The 26,307-nt window shown below is 64.2% G+C and carries 26 protein-coding genes, 1 pseudogene and 1 riboswitch; of the genes and pseudogenes, 11 read left to right on the top strand and 16 right to left on the bottom strand.

Annotation, left to right across the window (positions count from 1 at the left end; genetic code table 11):
• Positions 1 to 13: 13 nt before the first annotated feature.
• From PJL15_RS13130 to PJL15_RS13120, 3 genes are all read right to left on the bottom strand, one after another.
• Positions 14 to 1,162 carry a mannitol-1-phosphate 5-dehydrogenase gene (locus tag PJL15_RS13130; RefSeq protein WP_281451581.1) on the bottom strand — a complete coding sequence of 383 codons (1,149 nt, stop codon included), beginning with the start codon at positions 1,160 to 1,162 and terminating at the stop codon, positions 14 to 16.
• Positions 1,162 to 3,171, bottom strand: coding sequence for a PTS mannitol transporter subunit IICBA (locus PJL15_RS13125; protein ID WP_281451580.1), 2,010 nt, complete (start codon positions 3,169 to 3,171; stop codon positions 1,162 to 1,164). Before PJL15_RS13125 ends, PJL15_RS13130 begins: the two co-directional genes overlap by 1 nt.
• A gap of 64 nt (positions 3,172 to 3,235) precedes the next feature.
• The gene (locus PJL15_RS13120; RefSeq protein WP_017198635.1) at positions 3,236 to 3,958 is read right to left on the bottom strand and encodes a TetR/AcrR family transcriptional regulator; all 723 of its coding nucleotides are present in this window, start codon (positions 3,956 to 3,958) and stop codon (positions 3,236 to 3,238) included.
• Positions 3,959 to 4,087: 129 nt separating this feature from the next.
• On the opposite strand from PJL15_RS13120, the gene ptsP reads away from it, so the two are divergent.
• From ptsP to PJL15_RS13090, 6 genes are all read left to right on the top strand, one after another.
• Positions 4,088 to 5,803, top strand: a complete 1,716-nt coding sequence (gene ptsP, locus PJL15_RS13115; protein ID WP_281451579.1) for a phosphoenolpyruvate--protein phosphotransferase — start codon at positions 4,088 to 4,090, stop codon at positions 5,801 to 5,803.
• Positions 5,804 to 5,832: 29 nt separating this feature from the next.
• Positions 5,833 to 6,111, top strand: coding sequence for an HPr family phosphocarrier protein (locus tag PJL15_RS13110; protein WP_281451578.1), 279 nt, complete (start codon positions 5,833 to 5,835; stop codon positions 6,109 to 6,111).
• Positions 6,112 to 6,160: 49 nt separating this feature from the next.
• A complete protein-coding gene (locus tag PJL15_RS13105) occupies positions 6,161 to 6,583 on the top strand; it encodes a helix-turn-helix domain-containing protein (protein ID WP_281451577.1) in 423 nt (140 codons plus the stop codon).
• Between the two features lie 66 nt (positions 6,584 to 6,649).
• Positions 6,650 to 6,901 carry a hypothetical protein gene (locus PJL15_RS13100; RefSeq protein WP_281451576.1) on the top strand — a complete coding sequence of 84 codons (252 nt, stop codon included), beginning with the start codon at positions 6,650 to 6,652 and terminating at the stop codon, positions 6,899 to 6,901.
• An 85-nt stretch (positions 6,902 to 6,986) separates the two neighbouring features.
• Complete coding sequence (locus PJL15_RS13095) at positions 6,987 to 7,772, top strand: alpha/beta fold hydrolase (protein WP_281451575.1); 786 nt, start codon at positions 6,987 to 6,989, stop codon at positions 7,770 to 7,772.
• A gap of 113 nt (positions 7,773 to 7,885) precedes the next feature.
• Positions 7,886 to 8,149 carry a DUF6480 family protein gene (locus PJL15_RS13090; RefSeq protein WP_281451574.1) on the top strand — a complete coding sequence of 88 codons (264 nt, stop codon included), beginning with the start codon at positions 7,886 to 7,888 and terminating at the stop codon, positions 8,147 to 8,149.
• A gap of 26 nt (positions 8,150 to 8,175) precedes the next feature.
• Here the strand turns inward: PJL15_RS13090 and PJL15_RS13085 are convergent, their stop codons facing one another.
• Positions 8,176 to 9,240, bottom strand: coding sequence for an ATP-dependent DNA ligase (locus PJL15_RS13085; protein ID WP_281451573.1), 1,065 nt, complete (start codon positions 9,238 to 9,240; stop codon positions 8,176 to 8,178).
• Positions 9,241 to 9,287: 47 nt separating this feature from the next.
• Between PJL15_RS13085 and PJL15_RS13080 the strand changes: the two genes are divergently transcribed.
• Positions 9,288 to 9,518 carry a hypothetical protein gene (locus tag PJL15_RS13080; protein WP_281451572.1) on the top strand — a complete coding sequence of 77 codons (231 nt, stop codon included), beginning with the start codon at positions 9,288 to 9,290 and terminating at the stop codon, positions 9,516 to 9,518.
• A 129-nt stretch (positions 9,519 to 9,647) separates the two neighbouring features.
• A riboswitch (cyclic di-AMP (ydaO/yuaA leader) is annotated at positions 9,648 to 9,799 on the top strand.
• 3 nt (positions 9,800 to 9,802) lie between these two features.
• Positions 9,803 to 11,116 carry a hypothetical protein gene (locus PJL15_RS13075; protein WP_281451571.1) on the top strand — a complete coding sequence of 438 codons (1,314 nt, stop codon included), beginning with the start codon at positions 9,803 to 9,805 and terminating at the stop codon, positions 11,114 to 11,116.
• Positions 11,117 to 11,318: 202 nt separating this feature from the next.
• Here PJL15_RS13075 and PJL15_RS13070 read toward each other — a convergent pair whose 3' ends face one another.
• A complete protein-coding gene (locus PJL15_RS13070) occupies positions 11,319 to 12,533 on the bottom strand; it encodes a PucR family transcriptional regulator (protein WP_281451570.1) in 1,215 nt (404 codons plus the stop codon).
• A 208-nt stretch (positions 12,534 to 12,741) separates the two neighbouring features.
• On the opposite strand from PJL15_RS13070, the gene ald reads away from it, so the two are divergent.
• The gene (ald, locus tag PJL15_RS13065; RefSeq protein WP_281451569.1) at positions 12,742 to 13,860 is read left to right on the top strand and encodes an alanine dehydrogenase; all 1,119 of its coding nucleotides are present in this window, start codon (positions 12,742 to 12,744) and stop codon (positions 13,858 to 13,860) included.
• A gap of 129 nt (positions 13,861 to 13,989) precedes the next feature.
• Here the strand turns inward: ald and PJL15_RS13060 are convergent, their stop codons facing one another.
• The 11 genes from PJL15_RS13060 to PJL15_RS13010 form a co-directional block, all read right to left on the bottom strand.
• Complete coding sequence (locus tag PJL15_RS13060) at positions 13,990 to 14,802, bottom strand: hypothetical protein (RefSeq protein WP_281451568.1); 813 nt, start codon at positions 14,800 to 14,802, stop codon at positions 13,990 to 13,992.
• Positions 14,799 to 15,350: an RNA polymerase sigma factor gene (locus PJL15_RS13055; RefSeq protein ID WP_281451567.1), complete on the bottom strand. Its 552-nt coding sequence runs from the start codon at positions 15,348 to 15,350 to the stop codon at positions 14,799 to 14,801. The genes PJL15_RS13060 and PJL15_RS13055 overlap by 4 nt, the downstream gene beginning before the upstream one ends.
• Before the next feature lie 88 nt (positions 15,351 to 15,438).
• Positions 15,439 to 16,161 carry a hypothetical protein gene (locus tag PJL15_RS13050; RefSeq protein ID WP_281451566.1) on the bottom strand — a complete coding sequence of 241 codons (723 nt, stop codon included), beginning with the start codon at positions 16,159 to 16,161 and terminating at the stop codon, positions 15,439 to 15,441.
• A gap of 116 nt (positions 16,162 to 16,277) precedes the next feature.
• Entirely contained in the window at positions 16,278 to 17,348 is a 1,071-nt protein-coding gene (locus PJL15_RS13045) for a Gfo/Idh/MocA family protein (RefSeq protein WP_281451565.1), read from the bottom strand.
• Positions 17,349 to 17,362: 14 nt separating this feature from the next.
• Positions 17,363 to 17,617, bottom strand: coding sequence for a type II toxin-antitoxin system RelE family toxin (locus PJL15_RS13040; protein ID WP_281451564.1), 255 nt, complete (start codon positions 17,615 to 17,617; stop codon positions 17,363 to 17,365).
• Positions 17,614 to 17,883, bottom strand: coding sequence for a type II toxin-antitoxin system Phd/YefM family antitoxin (locus PJL15_RS13035; protein ID WP_281451563.1), 270 nt, complete (start codon positions 17,881 to 17,883; stop codon positions 17,614 to 17,616). Before PJL15_RS13035 ends, PJL15_RS13040 begins: the two co-directional genes overlap by 4 nt.
• A 304-nt stretch (positions 17,884 to 18,187) precedes the next feature.
• Positions 18,188 to 19,915, bottom strand: a complete 1,728-nt coding sequence (locus PJL15_RS13030) for an ABC transporter family substrate-binding protein (protein WP_281451562.1) — start codon at positions 19,913 to 19,915, stop codon at positions 18,188 to 18,190.
• A 79-nt stretch (positions 19,916 to 19,994) separates the two neighbouring features.
• Positions 19,995 to 22,160 carry a dipeptide ABC transporter ATP-binding protein gene (locus tag PJL15_RS13025; protein WP_281451561.1) on the bottom strand — a complete coding sequence of 722 codons (2,166 nt, stop codon included), beginning with the start codon at positions 22,158 to 22,160 and terminating at the stop codon, positions 19,995 to 19,997.
• Positions 22,157 to 23,119: an ABC transporter permease gene (locus PJL15_RS13020; RefSeq protein ID WP_281451560.1), complete on the bottom strand. Its 963-nt coding sequence runs from the start codon at positions 23,117 to 23,119 to the stop codon at positions 22,157 to 22,159. Before PJL15_RS13020 ends, PJL15_RS13025 begins: the two co-directional genes overlap by 4 nt.
• Positions 23,119 to 24,102 carry an ABC transporter permease gene (locus PJL15_RS13015; RefSeq protein ID WP_281451559.1) on the bottom strand — a complete coding sequence of 328 codons (984 nt, stop codon included), beginning with the start codon at positions 24,100 to 24,102 and terminating at the stop codon, positions 23,119 to 23,121. The genes PJL15_RS13020 and PJL15_RS13015 overlap by 1 nt, the downstream gene beginning before the upstream one ends.
• Positions 24,103 to 24,412: 310 nt before the next feature.
• Complete coding sequence (locus PJL15_RS13010) at positions 24,413 to 25,027, bottom strand: TetR/AcrR family transcriptional regulator (protein WP_281451558.1); 615 nt, start codon at positions 25,025 to 25,027, stop codon at positions 24,413 to 24,415.
• Positions 25,028 to 25,149: 122 nt separating this feature from the next.
• On the opposite strand from PJL15_RS13010, the gene PJL15_RS13005 reads away from it, so the two are divergent.
• A complete protein-coding gene (locus tag PJL15_RS13005; RefSeq protein ID WP_281451557.1) occupies positions 25,150 to 25,716 on the top strand; it encodes an NAD(P)H-dependent oxidoreductase in 567 nt (188 codons plus the stop codon).
• A 199-nt stretch (positions 25,717 to 25,915) separates the two neighbouring features.
• Positions 25,916 to 26,307, top strand: a pseudogene (locus PJL15_RS13000) (GerMN domain-containing protein); the annotation flags it as partial.

The raw sequence follows: 26,307 nt of genomic DNA, 5'->3' as shown, positions 1-26,307 counted from the left end.
CATGGGATACCGCCTAACCTTCGGCTTGCCGGTCCTCGACCAGTTTCTGCACTGCGGGGAACAGCGGGTGCGTCGGCGTCAGTTCCGTGACACGTTCGACGACGGCGGCCGCGTCCAGTTCGGACAGCAGCTTGGCGAGCTCCACGGCTTCGTCGTCCGCGCCGTCGTCGAAACGCAGGGCAGCGGACATTGCCTCGAGCAGTGCCACGGGGGTGACGCCACGCTCGGCCAGTTCTGCCGCCGGGCCCACGAAACGCTCGTGCCTGCCGAGTTTCCGCAGCGGCGCACGGCCCACGCGCACCACAGTGTCCGGCAGGTGCGGGTTGGTGAAGCGGGACAGGATCTTCTGCACGTACGCTTCCTGTTCAGCTTCCACGAAACCGTGCTTGGCCACCAGGAGTTCCTTGGTCTCCTCCAGCACGGCCCGGACCTTCGCTGCCACGGCAGGATCAGCCATGGCATCGGAGATCTTCTCCAGGCCGGCTGCGTACCCGAAGTAGGCTGCCGAAGCGTGGCCTGTGTTCACAGTAAACAGCTTGCGTTCAATGTAGGGCCCCAGCTCGTCCACGAACGTGGCACCCGGGATCACCGGCGCGTTGCCCTTGAAGGGTGTGCGGTCGATGACCCATTCGAAGAAGGTCTCCACGGTGACGTCGAGGCCCTGCCCCGGCGCCTGGTTGGGGACAATGCGGTCAACCGCGGTGTTGGCGAAGACCGCGACGGCGTCCAGGTCACCGGCTGAGTCGTCCCACGCCGCCCGGATCTCCGTGTGCAGAAGGTCCGTGGCGTTGATGGCGTTTTCGCAGGCCATGATCTGCAGCGGCGGGAGCTCCGCGGGCCGTGCGGCCAACCCTCGGGCGATTACCGGCGCCACGAACTTCAGGATGTGGGGTCCCACAGCCGTGGTGACCACATCCGCCGTCGAAATTTCCTCCACGACGGCGGCCTCCTGCGTAGCCGAGTTCAAGGCGCGGAACCCTTCCACGGTCTTGACCGCAGGATTCTCGCCAACCTCGTGGACGTCGTAGCTGCTGGCTTCCGCGAGCTGGCTGATCAGGGCATCCGCTACATCCGCGAACACCACCTCATAACCGGCTTCGTGCAGCAGCAGCCCCACGAAGCCACGCCCGATGTTGCCCGCCCCAAAATGGACTGCCTTCACTATGCGTTGACCTTTCCGAACAGCTCCAGGACTTCATCAACCGTTGTTGCTTCCTCCAACTGGGCAACCTGGGCCTTGTTGGTGAAGATCTTGGCGATCGAGGACAGGATGTGGAGGTGTTCGTTGTTGATGCCGGCCACGCCGACTACGAACTTCACTTGCTTGCCGCCCCAGTCGATGCCCTCCGGGTACCGGATGATGGACACGGCCGAGTGGTTGATGTGCTCCTTGGCAGCGTTCGTGCCGTGCGGGATTGCCAGGAAGCTGCCCATGTACGTGGACACGGATTCCTCGCGTTCGTGCATGGCATGGACGTAGCTCATGTCCACGGCACCGCGATCCAGCAGCAGTTGCCCGGCTTCGTCGATCGCGGCGTCACGGTCCGTTGCCTTGCCGTTCAGGATCACACTGTCGCGCAACAGGACAGCTTTACCTTCGACGGCGGCAGCCGGCTCGGCGGCATGGGCACCGTGGGCGGGGGTTGCTGCGGCAGTCCCAGCCTCTGCCGGAGCAGCTTCGCTGTTGCTGGAGCGGACCAAGTCAACGATTTCGTCGTACTTGGGGCTGTTCATGAAGTTGTCCACGGAGTAGTGAACCGCGCTGGAGGTCTTCGGCTGGGCGCGTTCGGTGAGGTCCTCGTGCGTCACAACAACGTCATAGCTGTCGCTCAAGTTGGCGATGGCCGAGTTGGTGACCTTGACGTCCGGGAAACCGGCCGCCTTGATCTTGTTGCGCAAAACCGAGGCACCCATGGCGCTCGAGCCCATGCCGGCGTCGCAGGCGAACACGATGTTCTGGACCGGACGGGTGAGGACGGTACCTTCGCCGCGGCTGGCGGCCGCATCGCCTGTCAGTGCAGAAGAGACAGAGCTCTTCTTGCCCTTCATGGCCTCCATGCGGGAGGTAGCTTCCGTAAGGTCGTCCTCGCCTTTGTTCTTGGACGTCCGCAGGATCAGCGAAGCGATCAGGAACGACACTGTGGCAGCCAGGACGACGGACAGGATGACACCGATGTAGCTGTCGCGGGAGGTCTGCGCCAGCACAGCAATGATGGAGCCGGGAGCCGCCGGGGCGACCAGGCCGGAGTTGGTGATGGCCAAGGTAGCAATGCCCGTCATGCCGCCGCCGATCGCAGCGAGGATGAGGATGGGCTTCATCAAAACGTACGGGAAGTAGATCTCGTGGATGCCGCCGAAGAACTGGATGATGGCAGCACCCGGAGCGGATGCGCGTGCGGCACCACGACCGAAGAACATGTACGCCAGCAGGATGCCCAGGCCGGGGCCGGGGTTGGCTTCGAGGAGGAAAAGGATGGACTTGCCGTGGTCAAGCGACTGCTGGATACCCAGCGGAGTCAGCACGCCGTGGTTGATGGCGTTGTTGAGGAAGAGGACCTTGGCAGGCTCGATGAAGATGCTGGTTAGGGGAAGCAGGCCGTTGTTGACCAGGAACTCGACAACAGTTCCAGCGCCTTCGGTGAAACGCTTGACGACCCAGGAGAGGCCGTAGAAGCCACCCAACGCCAACGCTGCGCCCCAGATACCGGCCGAAAAGTTGTTTACCAGCATCTCGAAGCCCGGACGGATCTTGCCGTCCCACAGGCGGTCGAGCTGCTTCATGGTCCAGCCGCCCAGCGGGCCCATGATCATGGCACCTATAAACATAGGTGAGTCCGTGCCTGCAATGACGCCCATGGTGGCTATGGCGCCAACGACGCCACCACGGACGTCGTAAACCATCCGGCCACCCGTGTAAGCGATGAGGATCGGAAGAAGGTACGTGACCATGGGGCCAACGATGCCCACATTGGGAGCGCCCTTGTCATTAGTGCCGAAACCACCCAGTTCCGGAACGGGAATCCAGCCCACTTTGATGAACAGGGCAGTGATGAGGCCCCAGGCGATGAAGGCGCCAATGTTGGGCATGATCATGCCGGACAGGAATGTTCCGAACTTCTGGACACCAACGCGGGCGCTGGTGCGGGGTTTCGCAACGGTCTCTGTTGCCATGTGAATTCCTAACGTGTGTCCCGCGGCGGCGCGGGGTCAGTCGATATAGATCGAGAGAGTGCAGCTAGGAGCTGCTGGAAATGCGGTGAAGCCATTCCAGGAAGAGCTTCAGTTCAGAGCTGGAAAGTTGGTCCGAATGCGAGGCCTGCAGTGCCGCATTCAAGGCGATTGCTGCAACAACTACCGAGGACTTACCGGAATCCTCTGCTGCGGCGCCACGGGCGGTGTCCGTGGAGACGGCAAAAATCATGGAATCCCGGGTCATCGTTGAGAGCTCGAGGTTCCGTTCCTCCACCGGTTCAGCGATCAACATGAGCGTGACGCCCACATTGGCTGCCAGGATGCTGCGTGCCGCTTCGCGGGGAGGCACGTTGATCTGACCGGCGATGGCGGCCTTGTTCAACATTTCTTCCAGAAGCGCTTCGGCATCGGCCACGATTGCCGGGCGGCTTTCCGGCCTGATGTTGCCGAACATGACCAGATAGAGATGGGGTTGGCTCAGACCGAACTGGACGTGGTTGTCCCACATCCGCCGGACGTCTTCCAAGGGCTCCCCGGACGGCGCAAAATCCCGCTCTCCCGCCACGTACTCTTCGAAGCCGGCTGAGACTACGGCGTCGAACAGTCCTTCTTTGTCACCAAAGTGGTGGTAAAGCGTGGGCGCCGTGACCCCGGCAAGCTTGGTGATCTGGCGCGTTGAGACCGCTGACCCCTCCGAATTCGCCAGCAATTCGGCAGCTGCGCGAAGCAACCGAATTTTAGGCGGAAGCTGGTCATCGAAACTCATAACCGCTACCCTAGCACCTATAGCGTTGCTATATGAAGTGGCTCACAACATAAATTTGTAGGCTGTGTAGAGGGGTCCCCGGTGCCGACGCCGGCGGGTCTGAACCAACAAGCAGGAACAGAGGATTCAGTGCAGAATTTCCAAGGAGTTGGGGTAAGCCCTGGCCGCATCATCGGTTCCGTCCGCCAGATGCCCAAGCCGGTGAGCGAGCCGCCGTCGGGCGAACGGCTGGCCGCGGACGTTGCTCCGGAAGACGCCGTCGCGCGTTTGAAGGCTGCCGCGCAGTCCGTCCACGACGAGCTCAAGGCGCGCGCGGACTCCGCCTCCGGCGACGGCAAGGCCGTCCTTGAGGCCACCGCCCTCATGGCCAAGGACACCATGCTGCTGAAATCGGCCGGCAAACTGATCAACGCCGGATCCTCAGCGGAGCGGGCCATCTGGGAAGCCGGCGCGTCTGTCTCGGAAATGCTGCACAACCTGGGCGGCTATATGGCCGAACGCGCCACCGACGTGCTGGATGTCCGCGCCCGCATCGTGGCCGAACTCCGTGGTGTCCCCGCACCTGGCATCCCGTCCTCTGAAACTCCCTTCATCCTGGTGGCTGAGGACCTCGCCCCGGCAGACACTGCAACCCTGAATCCCGCAGTTGTACTGGCATTGGTGACCTCGGGCGGCGGACCTCAGTCCCACACCGCCATCATCGCGCGCTCGCTCGGCCTGCCCGCCGTCGTCGCAGCCCACGGCGTGGACGAGATCGCCGATGGCTCCGAAGTTTACGTCGACGGCGCCGCTGGTTTCGTGGCGCTCGAGCCCTCCGACGAGCACCGCGCTTCCGCCACCGCTTGGGCCGAAACTTCCGCAACACTCGCCGCCTTCGACGGAAACGGCACGACGGCGGACGGTCACTTGGTGCCGCTCCTGGCCAACGTCGGAGGTGCCAAAGACGCCGTGGCCGCCGCGGGCCTGGGCGCACAGGGTGTCGGCCTGTTCCGTACCGAATTCTGCTTCCTGGAACGGGACACCGAGCCCTCCGTCGACGAGCAAGCCGCAGCGTACAAGGCCGTGTTCGACGCCTTCCCCGGCAAGAAAGTGGTCCTGCGTACCCTGGACGCGGGCGCCGATAAACCGCTTCCCTTCCTCACCGATGCCACGGAGCCCAACCCTGCGCTGGGCGTTCGCGGCTACCGCACCGACTTCACCACACCGGGTGTCCTGGAACGCCAGCTCGAGGCAATTGCACGCGCCGCTTCGGAATCCGAGGCCGACGTTTGGGTCATGGCCCCCATGATCTCCACTGCTGCGGAAGCGGGCCGTTTCGCCTCGCTCTGTGCGGCAGCGGGAATCAAGACGCCGGGCGTCATGGTGGAGGTCCCCTCGGCTGCACTGACCGCGGCCACGGTGCTGCGCGAAGTCGGTTTCGCTTCCCTGGGCACAAACGACCTCACCCAGTACGCCATGGCAGCCGACCGCCAGCTCGGCCCCCTCGCTGAACTGAACACGCCGTGGCAGCCTGCAGTGCTCAGGCTGGTGCAGCTGACCGTGGAAGGAGCAGCACAGGAAGGAGCCGGCCGGGAAGCCTCCGGCGGGGCGGGCGCTGCCAAGCCCGTGGGAGTCTGCGGTGAGGCAGCCGCCGACCCGGCCCTCGCCGTCGTGCTTACCGGGCTGGGCGTCACCACGCTGTCCATGACCGCGCGCTCGTTGGCAGCCGTCGGAACCGTGCTGAAGACGGTCACGCTGGAGCAGGCGCAGGAACTTGCCCGACTGGCCCTTTCCGCCCCCAGCGCCACCGAAGCCCGCGAGTGGGTCCGCGCCAAGCTGCCCGTGCTCGAAGAGCTCGGCCTCTAACCCTTCCCGAACTACAGCCAGGAGAAACCATGCCGGAACGCACAGCAACCGTAGCCAGCCGCTCGGGCCTGCACGCCCGCCCCGCCGCCTTGTTCGCCGAGTTGGCAGGCGAGCAGCCCGTGGACGTCACCATCGCCATGCAGGGCCAGCCCGAGGATGAAGCGATGGACGCCGCCAGCATCCTCTCGCTCATGACCCTCGGCGCAGCAAAGGGTGACGTGGTGGTGCTGCGGGCGGAGGGTGACGGGGCCGACGCAGCGCTGGACGCACTGGTGAAGCTGTTGGAGACGGACCTGGACGCGGAATAGCTTGCGCCGGGTTCGCCTGCGAGCCCGGCCCTCAGGCTAGGCTTCTGCCATGGCATTGATAGCTCCCCGCGTCACAGCTGGCCTTCCCGCGGATGACGCCCGGAACCTTGCGGGTTCGCTGCAGGACAGCAACGACATCACAGTGTTCGTGGACGGCACGGTCCACCGCCTGCCGGAGCAGGCGAGGGACGCCGTCGTCGACCTCTTGGCGCGACTGGGGCGGGGCGAAACCGTGACGGTCAGCAGCGTGGAGGAAATGCTCACCACCTCGCAGGCCGCTGAGCTCGCGGGAATCTCGCACACCTATCTCCGGAACATGACCGACCGGGGCGAAATTCCGGTGGAGTACAGGGGTACGCATCGTCGGATCCGGCAGGCTGCGATCATGGCCTGGCTGGAAACACAGAAGAAAAAGCGGGCCGAAGAAGCCGCCGGAGATGACGCCCAAAAGGGGCAAAAAGCGTCCGAGTGATAAGGATCAAGCAACGATCCCAGTCAACAGGCGGGGACCTGTAAAGCCCGGGGTTACGCTTGATCAGTGGGCAATTTCAAAGGGTGGCATATCGTGGCCGGTTTGGCTGCGCTGGCCCTTGCCATACCCTTGGGCTCAGCCATGGGACTGAACTTTGTGGCTACCTTCATGTTCGCGTGCACGGTGTTCGTGGCGGTCACCATGTGGACAGAATCGAAAATCGCACGACGCCGGGAGGCCGCTGACGCTGCGTCCGCACCTGACGCTTCACGTCCGGCCGCCGACACCAGCGAATCGGACGACCCCGCCAGGGACTAGCTGCGCCCGCCCGGTCACCCGGGATGCCCAGCATGCTGTTCAATAGCGGTATGGCTTCAAGATCCCTTTCCGTGGTTTGGTTCGCATGAGCGCGCTGCTGTCCGCCGACGTCGAGGTCCTGGGCCTTACCGGAAGAATCCTCTGGACCGAAGGTTCTCCGGAACCAGGAATGGATCCCGGAAACCAGCCCGCGTTCGTCCTGATCCACGGGATTGGGGTTTCGCACCGGTACCTTGCCCGCCTGCACGCAGTGTTGGCTGCGGGCGCGCCCACGTATTCATTTGATCTTCCGGGCTTCGCGGGCACTCCACGCCCGGGCAGGCAACTCCAGGTGGAGGATTACGGCGCGTTCATTGCCGAAGCACTGGCATCACGTGGGATTGACTCGTACATCCTGGTGGGCCATTCCATGGGAGTGCAGTTCGCGATCGAGGCTGCCCTGTACCGGCCTGAGAGTGCGCGCCAGGTGGTGTTGATGGGGCCCGTCGTCGACTCCCGGCACAAGAACGTCATGCGCCAGTCGATCGCCCTGACCCTGGATGGGATGCTCCGCGAGAGTCCCTCGTCCAACTGGATCGTCCTCACCGACTATCTTCGCTGTGGCCCCCGCTGGTACTTCACCGAGTTGGCCGTGATGATGAAATATCCCACGGAGAAGCGGTTGTCCGGGATCAAGGTCCCTGTGCTGATTCTCCGGGGAAGCCGCGACCATGTTGCGGGGCCGGACTGGTCGCTGCGCCTTTCCAGGGCAGTGGCGCAAGGGCGCCTGGTGGAGATTCCAGGCGTCGGACACGTAGCCCAGCACATGCGGCCCAAGGCCGTGGCGGATGCCATCCGGAGTTTCGTCACCGCCACGACGCAGCACCGCTAAGCGGTCATCGACGACGTCGGCGCTGGCCCGGGTGCCCCTTGTTGGGTCCGGCTGAATCAGGTTAGGCTGGCCGGGCAAGCGGAATAGTAAGCCTGCTTATGAAAGGGTTCACCATGACCAGCTATGACCCGGAAGACGATCCCCAAACCTTCGGCGTGAGCGGCGCTACCGGACCCATTGACACTACCGCCGACGCGGACAGCATCCACGAAGATCCCGATATGCGCCAGGACGAGGACGACGACCCCGCTTCCTCAGCCAACCCGGACCCCTTGGACGGAAATGTCACAGGACTGGAGCCAGGCGGGGGCGTGCCTCCGGGAGAAACGCCGCCCGCCGAAGGCAGCATGAGCAGCGACCAGGGGCACGAGGAGTAGTTCCGGACCCGCTACGGGAGGCGCAGCTACGGGAGGCGCAGGATCTCCCCGAGGTCGTAGTCTGCGGGCTCTTCCAGCTGCGAGTAAGTGCAACTCTCCGGGGTCCGGTCCGGCCGCCACCGACGAAACTGCGTTGTGTGGCGGAACCTCTCGCCCTCCATGTAGTCGTAGGCCACCTCGATCACCAGCTCGGGGCGCAGGGGCACAAAGGAGAAGTCCTTCCCTGCGCTCCACCTGCTCTGGGCGCCGGGCATCCTTGAGCCCCCGGCCGCTTCGTCCTGGCTGGCCCATTCGCCCCAGGGGTGCTCGCCAAGGTCCACTGTGTAAGGCTCAAGCTCAGCCACCAGGCTCTCCCTCCGCGCCATCGGGAATGAGGCCACCACCCCCACATGCTGGAGGCGACCGGCGTCGTTATAAAGGCCCAGCAGCATGGACCCCACAACCTTCGCCGTTTTGTGCCAGCGGAAGCCGGCCACCACGCAGTCGGCGGTCCGTTCGTGCTTGGTCTTGAACATCACCCTCTTGTTCGGCTGGTACGTCCCATCCAGTGGCTTGGAAAGAATCCCATCCAGGCCCGCTCCTTCGAGCTGCACGAACCACTCCTGCGCCCGGGCAAGGGCAGTCACCGCGGGGGTGACGTAGATCGGAGGCTCAGCCTTGGCCAACGCACGTTCCAGAACGGCACGACGCTCCGAAAACGGTGTGTCCATCAGGTTGTCGTCGCCCAAGGCAAGGATGTCGAAGGCAACCAGGGATGCAGGCGTCTTCTCGGCAAGCATCCGCACCCGGCTGTCGGCGGGATGGATCCGTTGCTGCAGCACCTCAAACTCGAGCCTGTTGCCCTCGATCAGTACGATCTCGCCGTCGATCACGCATTTGTCCGGGAGATTTCGCTTCAGGGCTTCCACAAGCTCGGGAAAATAGCGCGTCATGGGCTTCTCGTTGCGGCTGCCGAGGATGACCTCGTCGCCGTCCTTAAAGACGATGGTCCGGAAACCATCCCACTTGGGCTCGTAGTGCCCAACCTCGGGGATGTTCGGCACGGACTTGGCGAGCATGGGCGAAATGGGCGGCATCACGGGGAGGTCCATAGGACTATGTTCTACCTGCCGCTCAGCTGCGAAGCTAGTCTTGGGCTATGGATATCTTCGCCGTGTTGGCGGCAGTCCTCGGAGTTCCGGCGCTCCTGGCCGGACTCTGGTACTGGATCGCCCGCGGAAACAAGCGTGGGGTCCGGCGTGCCGCGACAGGAGGAATGCTGGGCGTCGTCGACGAGATCTTCCGCCCGGAGACCCATGAAGTCCGGCAGATCCAGAGAATCGAGTACGAACTCCCCGCTCCCGCTCCGGCCCCGAAGCCTAAGCGGTAGAGCCCTCCCGCAGAGGCAGACCTACCGCCCGTTACATTAATGTGACTTTACTTTCCGGCTCCTGTACGGTCGTAGGGCGACCCGAATCTCCGCTGGGCCGCTTCTGGATTGACGCCGGGCTCTGCCGCAATCCAGGATCCGCCAGACCCGCGGCAGAGACGGGGGACCCACAGTTTCCCGGGCTTGTTTTACTCCACAAGCCCTTGGGGTGAAGCCGCTACCCGCGGCCGGACGGCCTCGTCCGAACCCGACAGCTAACCTCGCAGGCGTTGAGAGGCACAACCATGTCCCCAACCATGGGTAATTCGCGCCGCGCGCAACTCGAGCGCGAGCGCAGCAAGCCAACCGGACGCCGTCGGGCCCAAGCCAGCGGACAGGTCACCGGAACCGAAAGTACGACGCCGGAGCCCACCTCCGCGGCGACCCCAACGCAAGTGGCACCCACCGTAGCGGCGCCCACTGCACCCACCCCCACAACACGTGCGGCCGCGCGGGCCGCTGAACGGCAACGGGCGGCAACGGCTGCGTTTGAACCGGCAAAACCCACAACAGAAAAATCCGCCCTTCCTGAACCGGCGACCGCAGCCATCCCGGTGGTCGAAGCGGCACAGGCGGCAGCTCCGGTGTCGACCACGCCGGGCCCTCCAACGGCGGCTATTCCCATCGTTCAGCTTCCTGCCGTTGAGCAGGCCATCGCTGAACCGGCTGCAGCTGAGCCCGCGGCCGTTGAACCGGCTGTCGTTGAGTCATCCAGCCTGAAGCACGATGCTCCGGAACCGCCGACAGCAGCCATTCCGGTCACTGCGGCTCGAGCCGAAACCGCCCCACGCTCACCGTCCGGCACAGCCCCGGCGACACGCGCCAAGACCCCTTCCCCGGTTACCGCAGCAGGCTTCGGGGCTTCGTCGGCGTTTGGCCGCGAACCCCAGGCTGTATTGCGGAAAGCTGCCTCGGTGAAGCACATGAGCCAGCGCATGGCAGTCATCGCCGGTGCACTGGGCCTCGTACTGACGGCGGGATCCGTGGGGCAGGCCTTGGAGCTTCCGTTCTTCGGGCAGGAGTCACCCGCACAGGAAGCCAGCGGCCAGCAGGGCGGCTCGGACCGCCAAACGGGCTCAGCTGCCCCTGCGCCACGGGCTTCCTACACCACGGCTTCCTCCCCGTCTTCATCCGGTGCGACTCCATCGGGTTCGGCGTCTTCCCAAGCCGGCCAGCCGGCTACGGTTCCGGAGGCACCCGCCGAGGTTTCGCCGTCGTCGGTTCCTTCACCGCACGTCTCGCTGGCCGCGCCCATCTGGGTTCCATCGGCAGCCGCTGCTGCGCCGCCAGCTGCAACACCGGCACCCGGGACGGCCACGCCCGCACCGGTCCAGCCAGCACCTGCTCCCAGCGACGTGCCCTCCGACACGATCACCACGCCGCCCTCTACGGCGACGCCCACGCCAACACCAACCACACCCACCCCTACGCCCACCCCGACGCAGACGCAGACGCCCAAGCCGCGGCCCACCGGCAGCCCGAACACGGGCACCGCACCCAAGCCGCAGGCGTCCACTCTGGAATCACTCCTTGACGCCGCCCAGGCGGCACTGCAGTGAGCATCCGGCTGCCGCGAACCAGCGTGCACACCGGATGGCATGGGCGGTACTGCAGCAGCAGCCGCACGGCCACGTTCCGACGTCGACTGGGCCGCTGGAGCTGCCAGCGGCTGAAGCGCTCCTAGGCAACAAGAAATGAGGCGGGCACCCACATGGGTGCCCGCCTTCTTCTTTGGGCCCGGATCGTGGATTCGTTGCGGTCTCAGATCCGGGGCCTCCCGGCCCAGCGCCGCGCCTTGAGGGCAGCGTGCAGCTCGAGCCGGATGTCGCCGTTCAGCGGATCGGCCCCGATCAGCTGGCGGATACGCCCCAGCCTGTTGTAAATGCTGCTCCTGTGGAGGTGGAGTTTCGCGGCGACGTCCTGCACGGCACCGTCGTTGTCGTAGAGGAGTTCCAGGACCGGGAGGAGCTCCCCGTTCTTGTCCTGTTCCTCGAGCGTCCGGAAATGCACCGAGCCGGTATCGTCCCAGCCGCCCGGAGCCAGCAAGCGATCGAACAGCTGGTAAACGCCCACGGCCCGGCTGTCCACCAATTCACCGAGCTGTGCGTCCACGGCGGCCGCCTGGGCGGCAACCTTGGACTGGCGGTAAGCCCCTGCAAGCTGGCGGATCACCTGGAACGGTTCGCTGATCCCCAGGATCACGCGGTCCACCGCCCTTCCGGCGCGCTTGGCGAGCTCAAGCTGGTAATGGACGAGGACCTGCGCGTGGTCGGCCCTGCCGCCGGATTCCCTGAACAGGACCACCGAATGGGTTTCCGTACCGGCGCTGAACAGGGCTGCGTTGACGCCAATGGTGGATTGCAGCGCGGCCGAGCGGTGCGTCAGCGTTGCGGCAATGGGGTCGACGTCGGAGCGGGCACCGTCGGGGTCCAGGATGGTCACCAATTGCCAGGGACCCCGGCCTTGGATTTCCTTCCAACCGGCAACGGCTGCGACGGCGTTCGATTCCCCGCCGCACGCCGAGAGGAACTCCTGCTCGCGCCTGCGCCGGAACTCCGACTCGGCCGTGTTCGAGTCCAGGAGCAAGCCGGCCAACAGGTCCAGTTCGTCACGAACGCCGGGCAACTGGGCGAGGATCGCCGTCGCGCTTTGCTCCTCAAGGTCCTGCTGGACCCATAAGTACCCCACCCGGAATCCGCGGACCAGGAGTGGCACACAGACGCGGCCCAGCATTCCCAGCTCATCGTTGGCCGGGACCACCACCGGACGCACCGCCGTCGAGATACCGTGCGAGAGCTGCCACGCACTGACGTCACCCGGGACGCGCTTGCTCAGGAGGAAATTCACGCGGACGCGGTCGGCGTGGGACTGGTTGGAGCTGTACGCGAGGAGGACACCGTCGAGGTCCTCCAGGGACAGTCCGCGCCCCAGCCTCAACGCCACCCGTTCAACGATCTGTTCCACGTCCTGCTGCATCCGGACAGCGTACCAACAGCAGGCGACACCTGACGCTCGAGCACTCGACAAATGTCGAACAGGAGGCGCCGACTTCCTTGATTTTCCGGGGTTCCGATCTCTGAGCCGCTGGGAATCCATGTCGCCTGCCTCACAGCCGGATTTATTCTGGAATCACAGCCCGCAGTACATATTCGGCCGAACAGGCCGCTAACGATGGAGCCAGCAAATGATCATCGGCGTCCCCAAAGAAATCAAGAACAACGAGTTCCGTGTAGCCATCACCGCTGCCGGAGTCCACGAGTTCCGCACCCACGGACACACCGTTCTGGTTGAGCGCGGCGCAGGCCTGGGCTCGGGCATCACCGACGAGGAATACTCGATCGCCGGCGCCGAAATCGTCAACGAAGCCGATGACGTGTGGGGCCGTGCCGACATGGTCATGAAGGTCAAAGAACCCATCAAGGCCGAGTACCACCGCTTCCGCAAGGGCCTGATCCTCTTCACCTACCTGCACCTCGCCGCAGAACCCGAGCTCACCGCCGAGCTCATCAACTCCGGTGTCACAGCCATCGCCTACGAAACCGTGCAGGAAGGCCGCACCCTTCCGCTCCTGGCACCGATGTCCGAGGTCGCAGGCCGCCTGTCCGTGGTTGTCGGCGCTTCCTCGCTCATGGCTCCGGCCGGCGGCAAGGGCGTCCTCCTGGGCGGCGTACCGGGCGTGCGCCCGGCCAAGGTTGTTGTCCTCGGCGCGGGTGTTGCGGGAACCAACGCCGCTGCCATGGCGCTGGGCCTCGGTGCCGATGTCACCATCATGGACATCAACATCAACCGGTTGCGCGAACTGGACGCCCTCTACCAGGGCCGCCTGAAGACCGTTGCCTCCAACGCCTACGAGATCGAGAAGTCAGTCATCGACGCAGATCTCGTGATCGGCTCCGTCCTGATCCCGGGCGCCAAGGCTCCCAAACTGGTCACCAACGACCTCGTGTCCCGCATGAAGCCGGGCTCGGTCCTGGTTGACATCGCAGTGGACCAGGGCGGTTGCTTCGAGGACACACACCCCACCACCCACCAGGAACCGACGTACAAGGTCCACAACTCGATCTTCTACTGCGTTGCCAACATGCCTGGCGCCGTTCCGAACACCTCCACGTACGCACTGACCAACGTCACCCTGCGCTACGCGGTGGCACTGGCCAATCTGGGCGTCAAGGCCGCCTTCGACCGCGACCCCGCCCTGGCTGCAGGCCTCAACATCGCCGCGGGCCACGTGGCACACCACTCCGTTTCCGAGGCGCACAACCTGCCCCTCGTCAACGACTGGCACAGCCTGGTTTCCGCCTAACCGGCAGAACCACAACCGCACGACGGCGGGGTGCAGCTTCCACACGAAGCCGCACCCCGCCGTCGTGGTTTAACCGGCGCCGACTTGGCACTTAATGCCGATGTTGGCGCTCAACATTGGCATTAAATGTCATTTCGCGGGGGCCTTCGGGCCTTCCGGGAGGGTCGGGATCAGCTGCGAGGGAACCGGGACGGGGATGTTCGACGGTTCAAGCTTGGAGGGATCCAGCTTGGAGGGGTCGATGTCCGGAGGCGTAACCGGCAAAGACGGCGCCGCGGGAATCACGCCCTTTCCCGGCTCCGTATGCGCCGGGCCCTTGGGAGCCTGGGACTGGTTCCCACCCGGGGTCGCATGTGGGTCAGTCTGGGCTGTTCCGGCGGGAGCTGTGGGGGCTGCCGGGGTTGGCGCGGGCTGGCCCGGGACGACGGCGGGTTGGCTCTCCTGCTGCGCGGGGCCCTGCCCTGGTGTCGATCCTCCGGGTACGTTGGGTTGTGGCGCGTTGCCCGTGCCCGGCGCAAGCTGCGAGACCACAGAACCGATGGCTGCGCCAAGGTGCTGGAAAGCTCCGGGAAGGCCGCCCTCGGAGGCCGCAGCCGCCGTCGCCCCTCCTGCGAGGGAAACGGCTACGGCCAGGCCGGCGATCGCCGTGCGGCGCTTCCTCCTCCGGCGCGCAGCCAACTCATCGATCGGGGCATCGTGCACCCCACGGGCTGGCTCGTCGGCCGGCTCCTCAGCAGGGGCGAGCTGCAGCACGGTGGTCGCGGGACCGCCAGCCATCAGAGCACGGACGGCATCGGACGGCATCGGGGCGGTGTTGGCCAGGGAACGGAGCTCGAGAAGTTCCGTGCGAAGATCGCTGTTGCCCTCCAGCCCGGCGTCAGCCAGCAGGGAATCGACCACCTGCTGGTCATTGCCGCGGCGGGGTGCGGTGTTTTCGCTCATGATGTGCCGTTCCTTAGTAGCGCACGTTTTTTCAGTGCGCCCAATGCCCTGCGCTGCAGTTGTTTTACGGCTCCTTGGGATTTACCCATGATCTCCGCTGTTTCTTCCACCGACAGGTCGGCAACGACCCTCAGTGCCAGGACCTCGCGGTAATCCTCGGCGAGGTCCTCCAAAATTTCCGTAACCCCTAGGCCGGATGCCCTGCCGAAAGCCTGGTCTTCCGCCGACGGCGAGCGCCGGGCGTCAAAATCCGCTTCGTAGGGGGTGGAGTCGGGGGTCCGTTCACGCTTGCGGTAGTGGTCCACCAGGCGGGCATGCGCGATGGTGAACAGCAAAGTCCGCGCGCCCTGAAGCCCGCCCTGGAGCGTGTCCAGCTTGGGATAGAGGGCAAGAAAAACATCCTGCGTCACGGCCTCGGGATCGTCCACGCCGCGCGCTTTGAGATACCCGAGGACCGGACCGGAGAAGGCGTTGTAGGCAGCCGTGAAGAGCAGGGCGGGATCATCATGATCCGCCTGCACGTACTCCTCAGCCAAGGGTTCAAGCACCCGTGGACGCCTCCATCCCGCGTTATGTAGCAGGGCTCCTTGTCATCAAGCCAAGGAGCCCTGCCGTTAAACCGTAGCCGCTGGGGGCTTAGCGGACAGAATCGACGGGTGCGTCGTGAACCACCGGAACATCAGTGGGAACCTGGGTGGGCAGCGACGGGACGGCGGGAACTGCCGGAACAGCGGGCACGGCAGGCGTGGCCGGAACAGCAGGCACGGCGGGGACAGCCGGAACCGCCGGCGTGGCCGGAAGCTCGGACGACACGGAAGCGTCGGCGTCGGCGTTTGCCTTGGCGTTGCCGTCAGCCTTCAGGCCGGCAGCCTTGCCGGCTTCCACCACGGCGGTGCAGTGTGCGTCAACGTTGGCTTCGCCACCGGCAGCAATGGCCAGGGACTTGAAGCCGGGAACCTTGGCGTCGGCCTTGAGTCCACCGTTGAGGAACGCGGTGCAGAGACCGAATGCTTCAGGGGACGTGGCGTCTTCCAGTGCAGCCTTGGCATCCTTGGCGGCGGCTGCGGCGTCCGTGGTCTTGGCCTGGCCGGCTTCTGCGGCATCCTTCGCCGTTGCCTGGGCGGTCTCTACGGCGTCGGCTGCCTTGGCCTTGGCGGTTTCGGCCGCGTCGGCTGCATCAGCGGCCTTCTGCTCGGCGATGGGGGCAGGGGCGCCGACGACGTCGTGCGCGGTCTGCTGGATTTCAGTGGGAAGGGCGCCATTGAAGGCGGCGACGCCGGTTCCGCCGACAGCTACAGCTCCGGCAGCCAGGACGCCTGCGGCGACTTTGCTGGTGGCAAGGACAGTGAACAAGGACATGAGACCCTCCGACAAACGATTTTGGGATTGCCCCGGCAGCTGTTGGAAAGCTGCCGGATGATCAGCGTGCGGACGTGGCCCGCACTCCCTTTACATCGCTGGGGGCGTCGGTGAGGTTACGCCTTTGCGGAAATTTCTTTTGAAGCCAGTGCCCGGGCTTGTTCGATCAGCTTCAGAACCTCTACCGGGCCAGCCGGATCCACCGGTGCGGGGCGCTGGGAGGCGGTGCCGCCGTCGTCGAGCTTTTCCGCGAGGAGACGGTAGAACTCCGGGTAGGCGCCGCGCTCGGTGGGAAAGGTTGTGCGCTGACCGTCCACTTCCAGCGTGCCGGCGTTTTCGGGAGGTTCGACGCCGTACTCGGGGTCCGTGGGCAGCCCGCCTCCCAGGACAAACGGCTCCTGGGGGTCGGTGCCGAACTTCGCGAATGCGCCCTCGGTGCCGAGGATGCGGAAGCGCGGACCGTGGAGATGGCTGGTGAGATTGAGGGTGACATGGGTGAGGACGCCCGAATCGTGCTGGAGAACCATGAAGACGTCGTCGTCAGCGTTTTCCTGGGGTCGGCGGGCGGCGATCTCTGAGTAAGTGACGGTGGCCGGGCCGAAAAAGCGCAGGGCGAGGTCCAGCACGTGGGTGCCGAGATCGAACAACACCCCGCCGCCGTCCTCAGCGGCGGCACTTGCCTTCCAGGCCTTGGCAATCTCCGGCGCCCAGCGCTCCATCCCCACCTCGAACCGGGTCACGGTACCCAACGTGCCGGCGTCGAGCAGTTTCTGCACGGTGAGTGCATCGCCGTCCCAGCGCCGGTTCTGGTAGACCGTGAGGACGCGGCCCAGATTGGCGGCGAGTTGGATCAGCTCCTCGCCTTGCGCGCTGTGGACGGTGAACGGCTTATCGACGACGACGTCGAGCCCGGCTTCCAGCGCGGCTTTGGCCAGCGGGAAGTGGGTTGCGGGCGGTGTGCCGAGGACGATGAGATCCAGCTGTCCGGCCAGGGCAAGGATGTCTTCCGGCGTGTCCACTACCTGCGCGCGGGGGTACCTTTCCCGGGCCTTGGCTTGCCGGGATTCGTCCGAGGTGGCAATGACGGCCAGCGCGTAGGCTGGATTGCTGGCGATGAACGGGGCGTGGAAGACGCTGCCCGACAGCCCAAAACCTGCGACGGCGGTACGGATCGGCTGTGAAGTCATGACCCAAGGCTAGATCAGTAGGCCTCGCGGCGGGCAGCCCGGAAAATGATGACGACGAGTTCGCCGTCGTGGATCTCGTAGAGGACCCTGTAGTCTCCGATGCGGATCCGCCAAGCGTTCGACTCCGCGGAAAGCTTCTTCACGCCGTCAGGGCGGGGGTTGGTCTCAAGTTCGGCTATGGCCAGCAGCACCTTGCGGCGAACGGGCGGGTCAAGCTTTCGAATTTGCTTTGCCGCCAGGGTGCTGAACTCCACGCGGTATTGGCTCACCGAGCGATTCCGTTTTCCTCCAGAAGGTCATCCAGACTCACCCGGGCACCATCATCTTCTGCTTTGGCGGCATGAAGAGCTCTAAGATCCGCCTCATCTTCGAGACGTTCCAGCCGCTCAAGATCCTCAGCACTGATGAGCACCGCAGCAACCTTGCCTCGCCGGGTGATGCTGATCCGTTCATGGCCGTAGGCGGCGCGGTTGATCGTGTCTGAAAGATGAACACGGAGGTCAGCGACACTCACGACGTAGTCTGCGGCACCCATGTATCCAGACTACGCAGTTCTGTGCTTTATGTACATCTCGTACATTATGTACACGTGCAGCGGGTTGCGGGTGCGGGAATGTGAGCGAGGGTCTGGGGGAAGGGGGTATTACGTGAAGGAGCGTCCGGGGGAAGGGGGGTGTAAGTGGGAGAGGGTCTGGGGAAAGGGGTATTACGTGAAGGAGGGTCCGGGGGAAGGGGCGTGTAAGTGAGAGAGCGTCGGGGGACGGCGAAGGCCGGGGCCCTTCCGAACCGATGAACTGGTTCGGAAGGATCCCGGCCTTCAGGAAACTACAGCGGGACGGCTACTTCTTGGTGCCCTTTTCCCAGCCGAGGGTGGTCCAGTCAGGAACGTTGGAGAGGCTCTTGAAGAGGGACGGGCCGTAGTTGGCCAGACCCTTCTGCACGAACTGGATCTCCGGGCCGTTCAGGACCGTTCCCATGGAGAAGTACTTCTCCATGTGCTTCTTTTCGACGTCCATTGCCGCCTTGTTGCGCTCGGTGTCATCGGCGATGGTGGCGAGGCGCTTGATCTCGGCGTCGAGCTCCGGATCGCCCAGGCCGTTCTCGTTGGTGGTGGAGTCGTAGTACTGCTTCACGGCGTCAGTGGCATCGGCGCCCACCGTGTAACCGGAAATGGTTACATCGAAGTCGCGGGTACCAACAACCTTGCCGAAGTCAGCGTCACCGCGCTGGTCAATGCCGACGTCCATACCAGCTGCCTGGAGCTGCTTCTGGAGGGTCTGCGAGGTGGCAGCCGTGGTGGGGTCGTCGCCGAAGTTGGTGATCTTGAAGGCAACCGGAACACCGTCCTTCGCCATGATGCCCTTGTCGTTCGGGGCGTATCCGGCGTCGGTCAGGACCTTCTTGGCTGCGTCAGCGCCGGTGTCCTTCACGGGGTAGTTGTCCTGGTAGTACTCGGAGAACGGCATGAGCATCATGGAGCCCGAGCTCTCTTCGGACCAGTTCAGGCCATTGAAGCGTACGTCGCGGATGGCTTTGCGGTCGACGGCGGTGAAGATCGCCTTGCGGACGGCCACATCAGTCAGCGCGGGCTTCTTGGCGTTGAGGTTCAGGCCGCCGGCGAAGAGACGCTGGCCACGACGAACGTCGGAATCCTTGGTGCCTTCGAGCTGCTTGTAACGGCCGAGGGTACGGCCGCTGGTTGCGTCGATTTCGCCGTTCTTGAAGGCGGCGATGGTTGCGCTCGGTTCCATCTGGCGCCAGATGACCTTGTCCAGGACCGGCTTCTGGCCCCACCACTTGTCGTTGGGAACCATGGTGACGGTTTTCGCTGTCGTGTCGTAGTTGTCGATCTTGAACGGACCGGCCATCCACTCGGGGTGCATTTCACCAGCGAAACCCTTGTTGAAGATGTCCGGAGTGTTGATCGCAGGGTGGATCAGGCCGAAGAACAACCCCTCCAGGGGGTAGACCGGCTGGGTGGTGGTAACGATGACTTCCTTGTCATTGGCACCGGCCTTGACGGAGTCAACGAAGGCGTAAGCGCCCGCAGTGACGATGTCGATGGACTTGTCCTCGCCCTTGAGCATGTTCCACGTGTTCTGGAAGGTCTTCACGTCGATCGGCGTGCCGTCGTTCCAGGTGGCCTTGTCGTTCACCTTGATGGTGATGGTCTGCTTGCCGTCCTTGACTTCGCTCTTGACGTCTTCGCAGAAATCCTTGTTTGGCTCGGCCTTGCCGTCGAAGTCGAGCTTCCAGCAGCCGCCAATGCCGCCACTGCTGATGGCCGCCGTGTTCACTGGGGTCATCAAGGCGGACGTGTCCGCACTGTTGCCCACGTTGGAGAATCCATTAAAGTCCGGGCCGATGCTGCCTACAGCCAGGGTAACCGTGCCGCCCTGGTCCAGGTCCTTTGTTTCCTTGGCGTTGACGCTGATCAGCTTGCTGATGTCACCGCCCGCTTCTTCGGCCTTCTGGGAGGCCGGACCCGACGGCGTTCCCCCGCCGCAAGCGGTCAGCATGAGTGCTGCTGCAACTGCCACGCCGCCGATCGTCGTGTACTTCATCATGGTTTGCCCTTCATGTTTACGACTGGAAAATCATTTGCGAGTTGAATAACAGGGTTTCAATCAGTTGAGTCATATGTCGTCAGGCATGCACCACCAGCATGTCGGCATCCAGCTCTCCGTCCGGGAAGAAGCAGGCGAAGTCCTGTGTGCCTTCCTTCTCCGGAGCAAGTGGCGGCTCCAGAGTAAGGCACTTCTCCTGCTTTGCGGCAGGCAGCGCGGCGAACACGGGACAACGCGTAGCAAAATTGCATCCCTTGGGCGCATCGAGCGGACTGGGAAGATCGCCCTGCAGGATGATGCGTTCACGGGTGCGTTCCAGCTCTGGGTCGGGCACCGGGATGGCGGACAGCAGCGCCCTGGTGTACGGGTGCCGGGGATTGTCAAAGACGTCGTCCACATCGCCGGTTTCCACGATCTTGCCCAGGTACATCACGGCCACGCGGTCGGAAATGTGCCGGACCACCGAGAGGTCGTGGGCCACCATCAGGTAGCTGAGGCCAAGTTCGGCGCGGAGCTTGTCCAAGAGGTTGATGACACCGGCCTGGACGGAAACATCCAGGGCAGATACGGGTTCGTCCAAGACCACGAGCTTCGGGTTGACGGCGAGGGCCCGGGCAATGCCGATGCGTTGGCGCTGTCCACCGGAGAACTGGTTGGGGAAGCGGTTGACGTGGTCCGGTTGCAGGCCCACCAGCTTCATGAGCTCCATGATGCGCTTCTTGACGGCGGCCTTTGGCATCCCCAGGTTTTCCAGCGGCTCGGCAAGGACCTCGTACACGGTGAAGCGCGGATCCAGGGCGCCGGTGGGGTCCTGGAACACCATCTGCATTTCTTTGCGCATGGCCATCTTGGTCTTGTGGTCGGTGGCTACCTTGTTGCTGACGCCGCCGATGACCACCTCGCCCACCTGGTCCGGGTGGAACTCCATGATTTCCAGAAGCGTGGTGGTCTTTCCGCAGCCGGACTCCCCCACGATTGACACGCACTCGCCCTCGCGGATGTCGAAGCTCAGCCCGTCCACCGCCTTGACCGTGCCGATCCGCCGCTTGATCAAGGCACCCTTGAGCAGCGGGAAGTGCTTCTTTACGTCCTTGAGTTCCAGGACCTTTTCGCGCTCGAGGCGTTCAACGCCGTCGAACTTTGATACTGGCTTGGGTGGCGCGTGGAAGATCTTGTGCGCGTCCGCGTTGCCGGAAAGCTCATCGGATTTGATGCAGGCTGCCTTGTGCCCCAAGGTCTGGGCTTCGGATCCCGGCACGGACACCAGCTCCGGTTCGCCGTGCAGGCAGGCGTCGCTGACCATCGGGCAACGGGCCGCGAACGAGCACCCGTTCACTGGCAGCGCGAGGTTGGGAGGCGTTCCCTCGATGGGCACCAGCGACTGTTTGGTGGCGGTGTCTACGCGGGGCACTGCCCCGAGCAGGCCCAGCGTGTAGGGCATCCGCGGGTTGTAGTAGATGTCCTCCACGGTGCCGGTTTCCACGGGTTTGCCCGCGTACATCACCATGATGTCGTCGGCCATGCCCGCCACGACGCCGAGGTCGTGCGTGATCATGACGACGGCGGCCCCGGTCTCCTCCTGCGCGGTGTGCAGGACTTCGAGCACCTGCGCCTGGATGGTGACATCGAGCGCCGTCGTGGGTTCATCGGCAATGAGTACCCGCGGATCGTTGGCGATCGCAATGGCGATCATGACGCGCTGGCGCATACCGCCCGAGAACTCGTGCGGGAAGGCTTTCAGCCTGTCCTTGGGGCTCGGGATGCCCACCATCCGCAAAAGTTCGACGGCGCGGGCTTCTTTGGCCTGTTTGCCCATGTTCGGGTTGTGGACCGTCAGCGCCTCGATGATCTGCGTGCCCACGGTGTAGACGGGCGTCAGCGAGGAGAGCGGGTCCTGGAACACCATGGCGATGTCGCTGCCGCGATGTTTGCACATCGCTTTGTCGCTCAGTCCCAGGAGCTCCTTGCCTTTGTAACGCACGGAACCTGTGATGTCCGCCGTTTCGGGGAGGAGCCCCATGATGGCCATGGAGGTGACGGATTTGCCGGAGCCGGATTCACCCACGATGCCCAGCGTCTTGCCCGGCATGAGGTCGAAGTCCACGCCACGGACAGCGTGGACCACGCCGTTTTCGGAGTTGAACCGGACGTTGAGGTCGCGGACGCTGAGGACTGCTTCGCCGGGGGCGTAGAGTCCGGCGTCGCGGAGGCGCTCGGCAGGGTTCTGGGAGATGTTGGTGCTCATTTGTTGGTCACCTTTGCGGTCTTGTTCTTCGCCCGGCCAATCGAGCTGGAGCTGGGGTCGAAGGCGTCGCGGAGGCCGTCGTTCATCATGGCCAGGGATCCGGTAAGCAGGAACATCACGGTCAGCGGTACCCAGAACATCCAGGGGAACGAGGACACCTGGCCTGTGGCTTGCCCGATCAGCACACCAAGGCTGACATCGGGGAGTTTGATGCCGATGCCGATAAAGGAGAACGCAACTTCGGCAAGAATCGCACCGGTAATGCCCCGGGTGAAGTCCAGGACCAGCAGCGAGCCAATGTTCGGAACCAGGTGGCGCCACACGATCCTGCGGGACGGAACGCCCATGTACTTGGCGGCCTTCACGTAGTCCCGCTGCATGAGCGACATGGACAGGGAGCGCACAAGCCGGGCCGTGCCCATCCAGCTGAAGAACAGCAGGACAACGATCAGCAGGAGCCAGCTGGGCAGGTTCTTGAGGCCGCCGCTGCCGCTGGTTGCCACCGCCACCACCAGGATGGCGGGCATCATGATCAGCGCTTCAAGGATGAACAGCATGGTGGCGTCCACTTTGCCGCCAAAGAACGCCATGGTGCAGCCGTAGACGGCTGAGATCAGCACGGACACGCCGCCCACGATCAGGCCAATGAGGATCGACGTCCTGGTGCCATCGACAATGAGCGCCATCAGGTCGATGCCTGCCTGCGTGGTGCCGAGCAAATGGTCCGGCGACGGCGGCATGCCGATGTTCAAGGGGTCAAGGGTTTCCTTGTCCCACGGCGTCAGGAATCCGCCGAACAGCGAGAAAAGGAACAGCGCCACGAAAATGAACAAGCCTGCGACGGCGGTCCGGTTGCGCATGAAGCGACGGAAAATGATGCGGGACTTGCCGATCACGACGTCCTGGTCGGCAACCCTTGTCTCATCGATCTCTGCGATCGGGTCAATGATGTTTGTCATTACTGGACCCTCACTCGTGGATCGACCAGCGTGGTGGCGAAGTCGGCCAGAATGGCACCGATCGCGAAGATGACTGAGCCGTAGGCCAGCGTTGCGGTGGCAACATTGACGTCCTGCAAGCCGATGGACTGAATGCTCCAAAGGCCGATACCGGGCCACGCAAAGATGGCCTCGGCGAAGAACCCTCCCGTGAAGATCGCGGGGATGGTGAAGGCGATGCTCTGGGCCACCGGAATGAAAGAGACCCGCAACGCATGCTTCCGGATGGCCTGGTTGCGGGTGAGTCCCTTGGCCCGGGCGGTGCGGACAAAGTCGGCATTGACGTTGTCCAGGAGATACTGCCGCTGGGCGATCTGGTAACCCGCCCAACCGAAGATGGTCATGGCAAAAGTGGGCACGGCGTAGTGGGCCACAAGGTCAACGAAAGCCGGCCAGCCGGGGTCAATTCCCGGCGTCGAAATTCCCGTCACGAAGAAGATGCGCTCGCCGACGGTCTCATTGATGCTGATGGCGCCCAGCTGCACCAGGAAGTAGGCGATGGGCGCGGGAAGAATGTGGACCAGGTAGCTGTAGGACGTTATGACGCGATCCTGGAATTTGTACTGGCGTGCGGCGGAGTAGACACCCAGCGCCACGCCGATGATCAAGGTCAGGATGATCGAGGCGATGAACAGGCGGGTGGAGACAAGGACACGATCGGCGAACTCCGCATTGACGTAGGCGCCGTTCGGGCTGCGGCCCCAGTCCCAGCGGGTCACGATGCCGCCCAGCCATTCGACGTAGCGCTCCCAGGCGTTCTTGTCCGGGTCCAGACCGAGGCCACGGAAGGACGCGGCGACCTGTTCGGGGGTGGGCCGCGGAATCTTCTCTTGCTCCAGGACAGCCGGTTTGAGGGAGGAGACTGCCAGGAAATACCCGGCGCTTGTGGTCAGGAAGATCATGATCAGGTAGATGCCTGACCGCTTCAGCAGATATTTCAGCATGTCGGGTGGCTGCCCCGAATCGTGGCAAAACTCAAAGCTCGTCCTTCCGCGGTTCCCGGCTGTGGCCGGCGTCAGCTGCGAATTGGCGCAGCGGGTGGTTTGGCTCCCCCAGCGCCCCTTCAGTGATCACCGGGCCGTGTATGGCATGGGTCACATTCAAGAGGAAACTACCACAATAAGTGCTTCACGTTTTGCTTCCACGACGCCACTTTGGCGCCTGCAGCCAGATTGTTATGTGCAAGGTGCGTCACGAAAACGACGACGGCGACACTTAAGGCCCACCGCTTGGGACCTTTGGCGGGAGGTCGGGCTAGGAAGCCTTCAGAAGGCGGGTGATCAGTTCCCGCCAGGAGTCCGTGAGCCGGCGAGGCGAAATGCCCCGGACCCGCACGTCGTCGACGATCCTCTCGGGGTCCAGAGCGTAGGTAAGGGACATCGCCATGACCCAGGGGTCGGCAATTCCGGCCTCGCGAAGCAGTACCTCCATGTGCCGGTGCGAAAGCTTCGTCGCGGGGACGTCAAACCTGTTGCGCGTGGCAGCGCCCGCGGCTTTGAGCAGCTCACCGTTTTCGAGGACAAAGTAGATCCGGCCCTCGCCGAAAGCCACCAGGCGGTCGGCAGGGGAAGCGCCCGGGCCCAGCGGCGGCGGCCCGAACATGAAGCCACGCTGGAATTCCGACTCAGCGTCACTGAGCAGGGTCATCATGAGCCCCGCCCTGCTACCGAAACGCCGGAAGACCGTCCCCTTGCCAACCTTCGCCTTGCACGCCAGAGCATCCATGGTCAGGGCTTCCGCGCCGAACTCGTCCACCAGTTCACGGGCAGCACACAGAAGGCGCTCGCGGTTCCGGGCGGCGTCGCTGCGCTCGTGCGGCAGCCCGGGCGTCCCCAATGGCGCGTCGGGCTGGAGGGGGATGAAGCTCACAAGAACATTCTAGACCCGGGAATAGAAACCGGACCGTAGTCCGTTTAGTATCGATGAAGGCTCCAAAGCCCGGAAACCGCAGGCCGGATCTCCCCAGACCCGGCCCGACACAAGGAGACACCATGTCCAAGAGCACCGTTCTGACCCTCGTCGGCAGCCTGCGCGCCGATTCGCACAACAAGAAGCTCGCCGAAGCCATTCAGCTGAATGCCCCGGAGAACGTTGACGTTCAGATCCACGATTCCCTGGGCAACATCCCCTTCTACAACGAAGACATCGACGTCGAGGGCCAGGTTCCTGCCGAAGCCGCCGCCCTCCGTGCCGCTGCAAATGACGCAGACACCATCCTCCTGGTCACCCCCGAGCACAACGGCACCGTGCCCGCATCCCTGAAGAACGCCATCGACTGGCTGTCCCGCCCGTTCGGTGCCGGCGCCCTCTCGGGCAAGCCGACCGCCGTCGTCGGAACCGCTTTCGGCCAGTACGGAGGCGTTTGGGCGCAGGACGAGGCCCGCAAGGCAGTCGGCATCGCCGGCGCCAAGGTCCTCGAGGACGTCAAGCTGGCCGTCCCGGGCTCCATGATCCGCTTCGCCGAACTGCACCCCAAGGACGACGCCGAGGTCGTAGAGCAGATCAAGGGCATCTTTGAGCCGCTGACCGCCGTCCAGGACGAAGAAGCAGCAGCCTAGTCTTTTCCCGGATGCCCCCGTCCCGCGTTTCGCGGTGCGGGGGCATTTTTCTTTCCGGCAGGTACGCCCGGGGCGTGACCAACTCTTGTCCGAACCGTCACCGTAGCGGCATTTCGCGCCCCGGGATCCCGTCCTAACGTTGGAGATACAGGTGGACGGACAGGAGCGCGGGGCTGTCATGCATGCCGGACCAGTATCAATGAGTACGACGACGATCGCGGCCGCCTGCCTCCTCTTCAGTCTCTTGGTGGCTGGCTGCACGCAATCCGCGCCTTCCCAGCCGGGCAACCCCCTACCCACCCTTTCGGTGCCGACGCCTACGTCTTCAGGGCCCAGTATCCCGGCCACCCCAGGCGGGGCGACCCCGACGCCGGGCGTACCCTCCGTGGCTGTCCCCGCCGCGCCGCCACCCCTCGCGAGCCCGGCACCTGCTTCATCGGCTTCGGCGACGCTTGCTCCGTCTTCAGCGCCCGCCAGCAGTCCGGCACCGAGCACGGGCAAGCCGGTTCCCGTCGTCGAGCCTTCGCCTGCACCCGGCACCAGCGCGCCGGAACCTTCAACAACGGCGTCCGTGGTCCCGGTGGCGCGGGA

The organism is Paenarthrobacter nitroguajacolicus, from assembly GCF_029952445.1.
Taxonomy (GTDB): Bacteria; Actinomycetota; Actinomycetes; order Actinomycetales; family Micrococcaceae; genus Arthrobacter; species Arthrobacter nitroguajacolicus_B.
The sequence above is the reverse complement of the archived record's forward strand: the minus strand, read 5'-3'. Positions and strand labels throughout refer to the sequence as shown.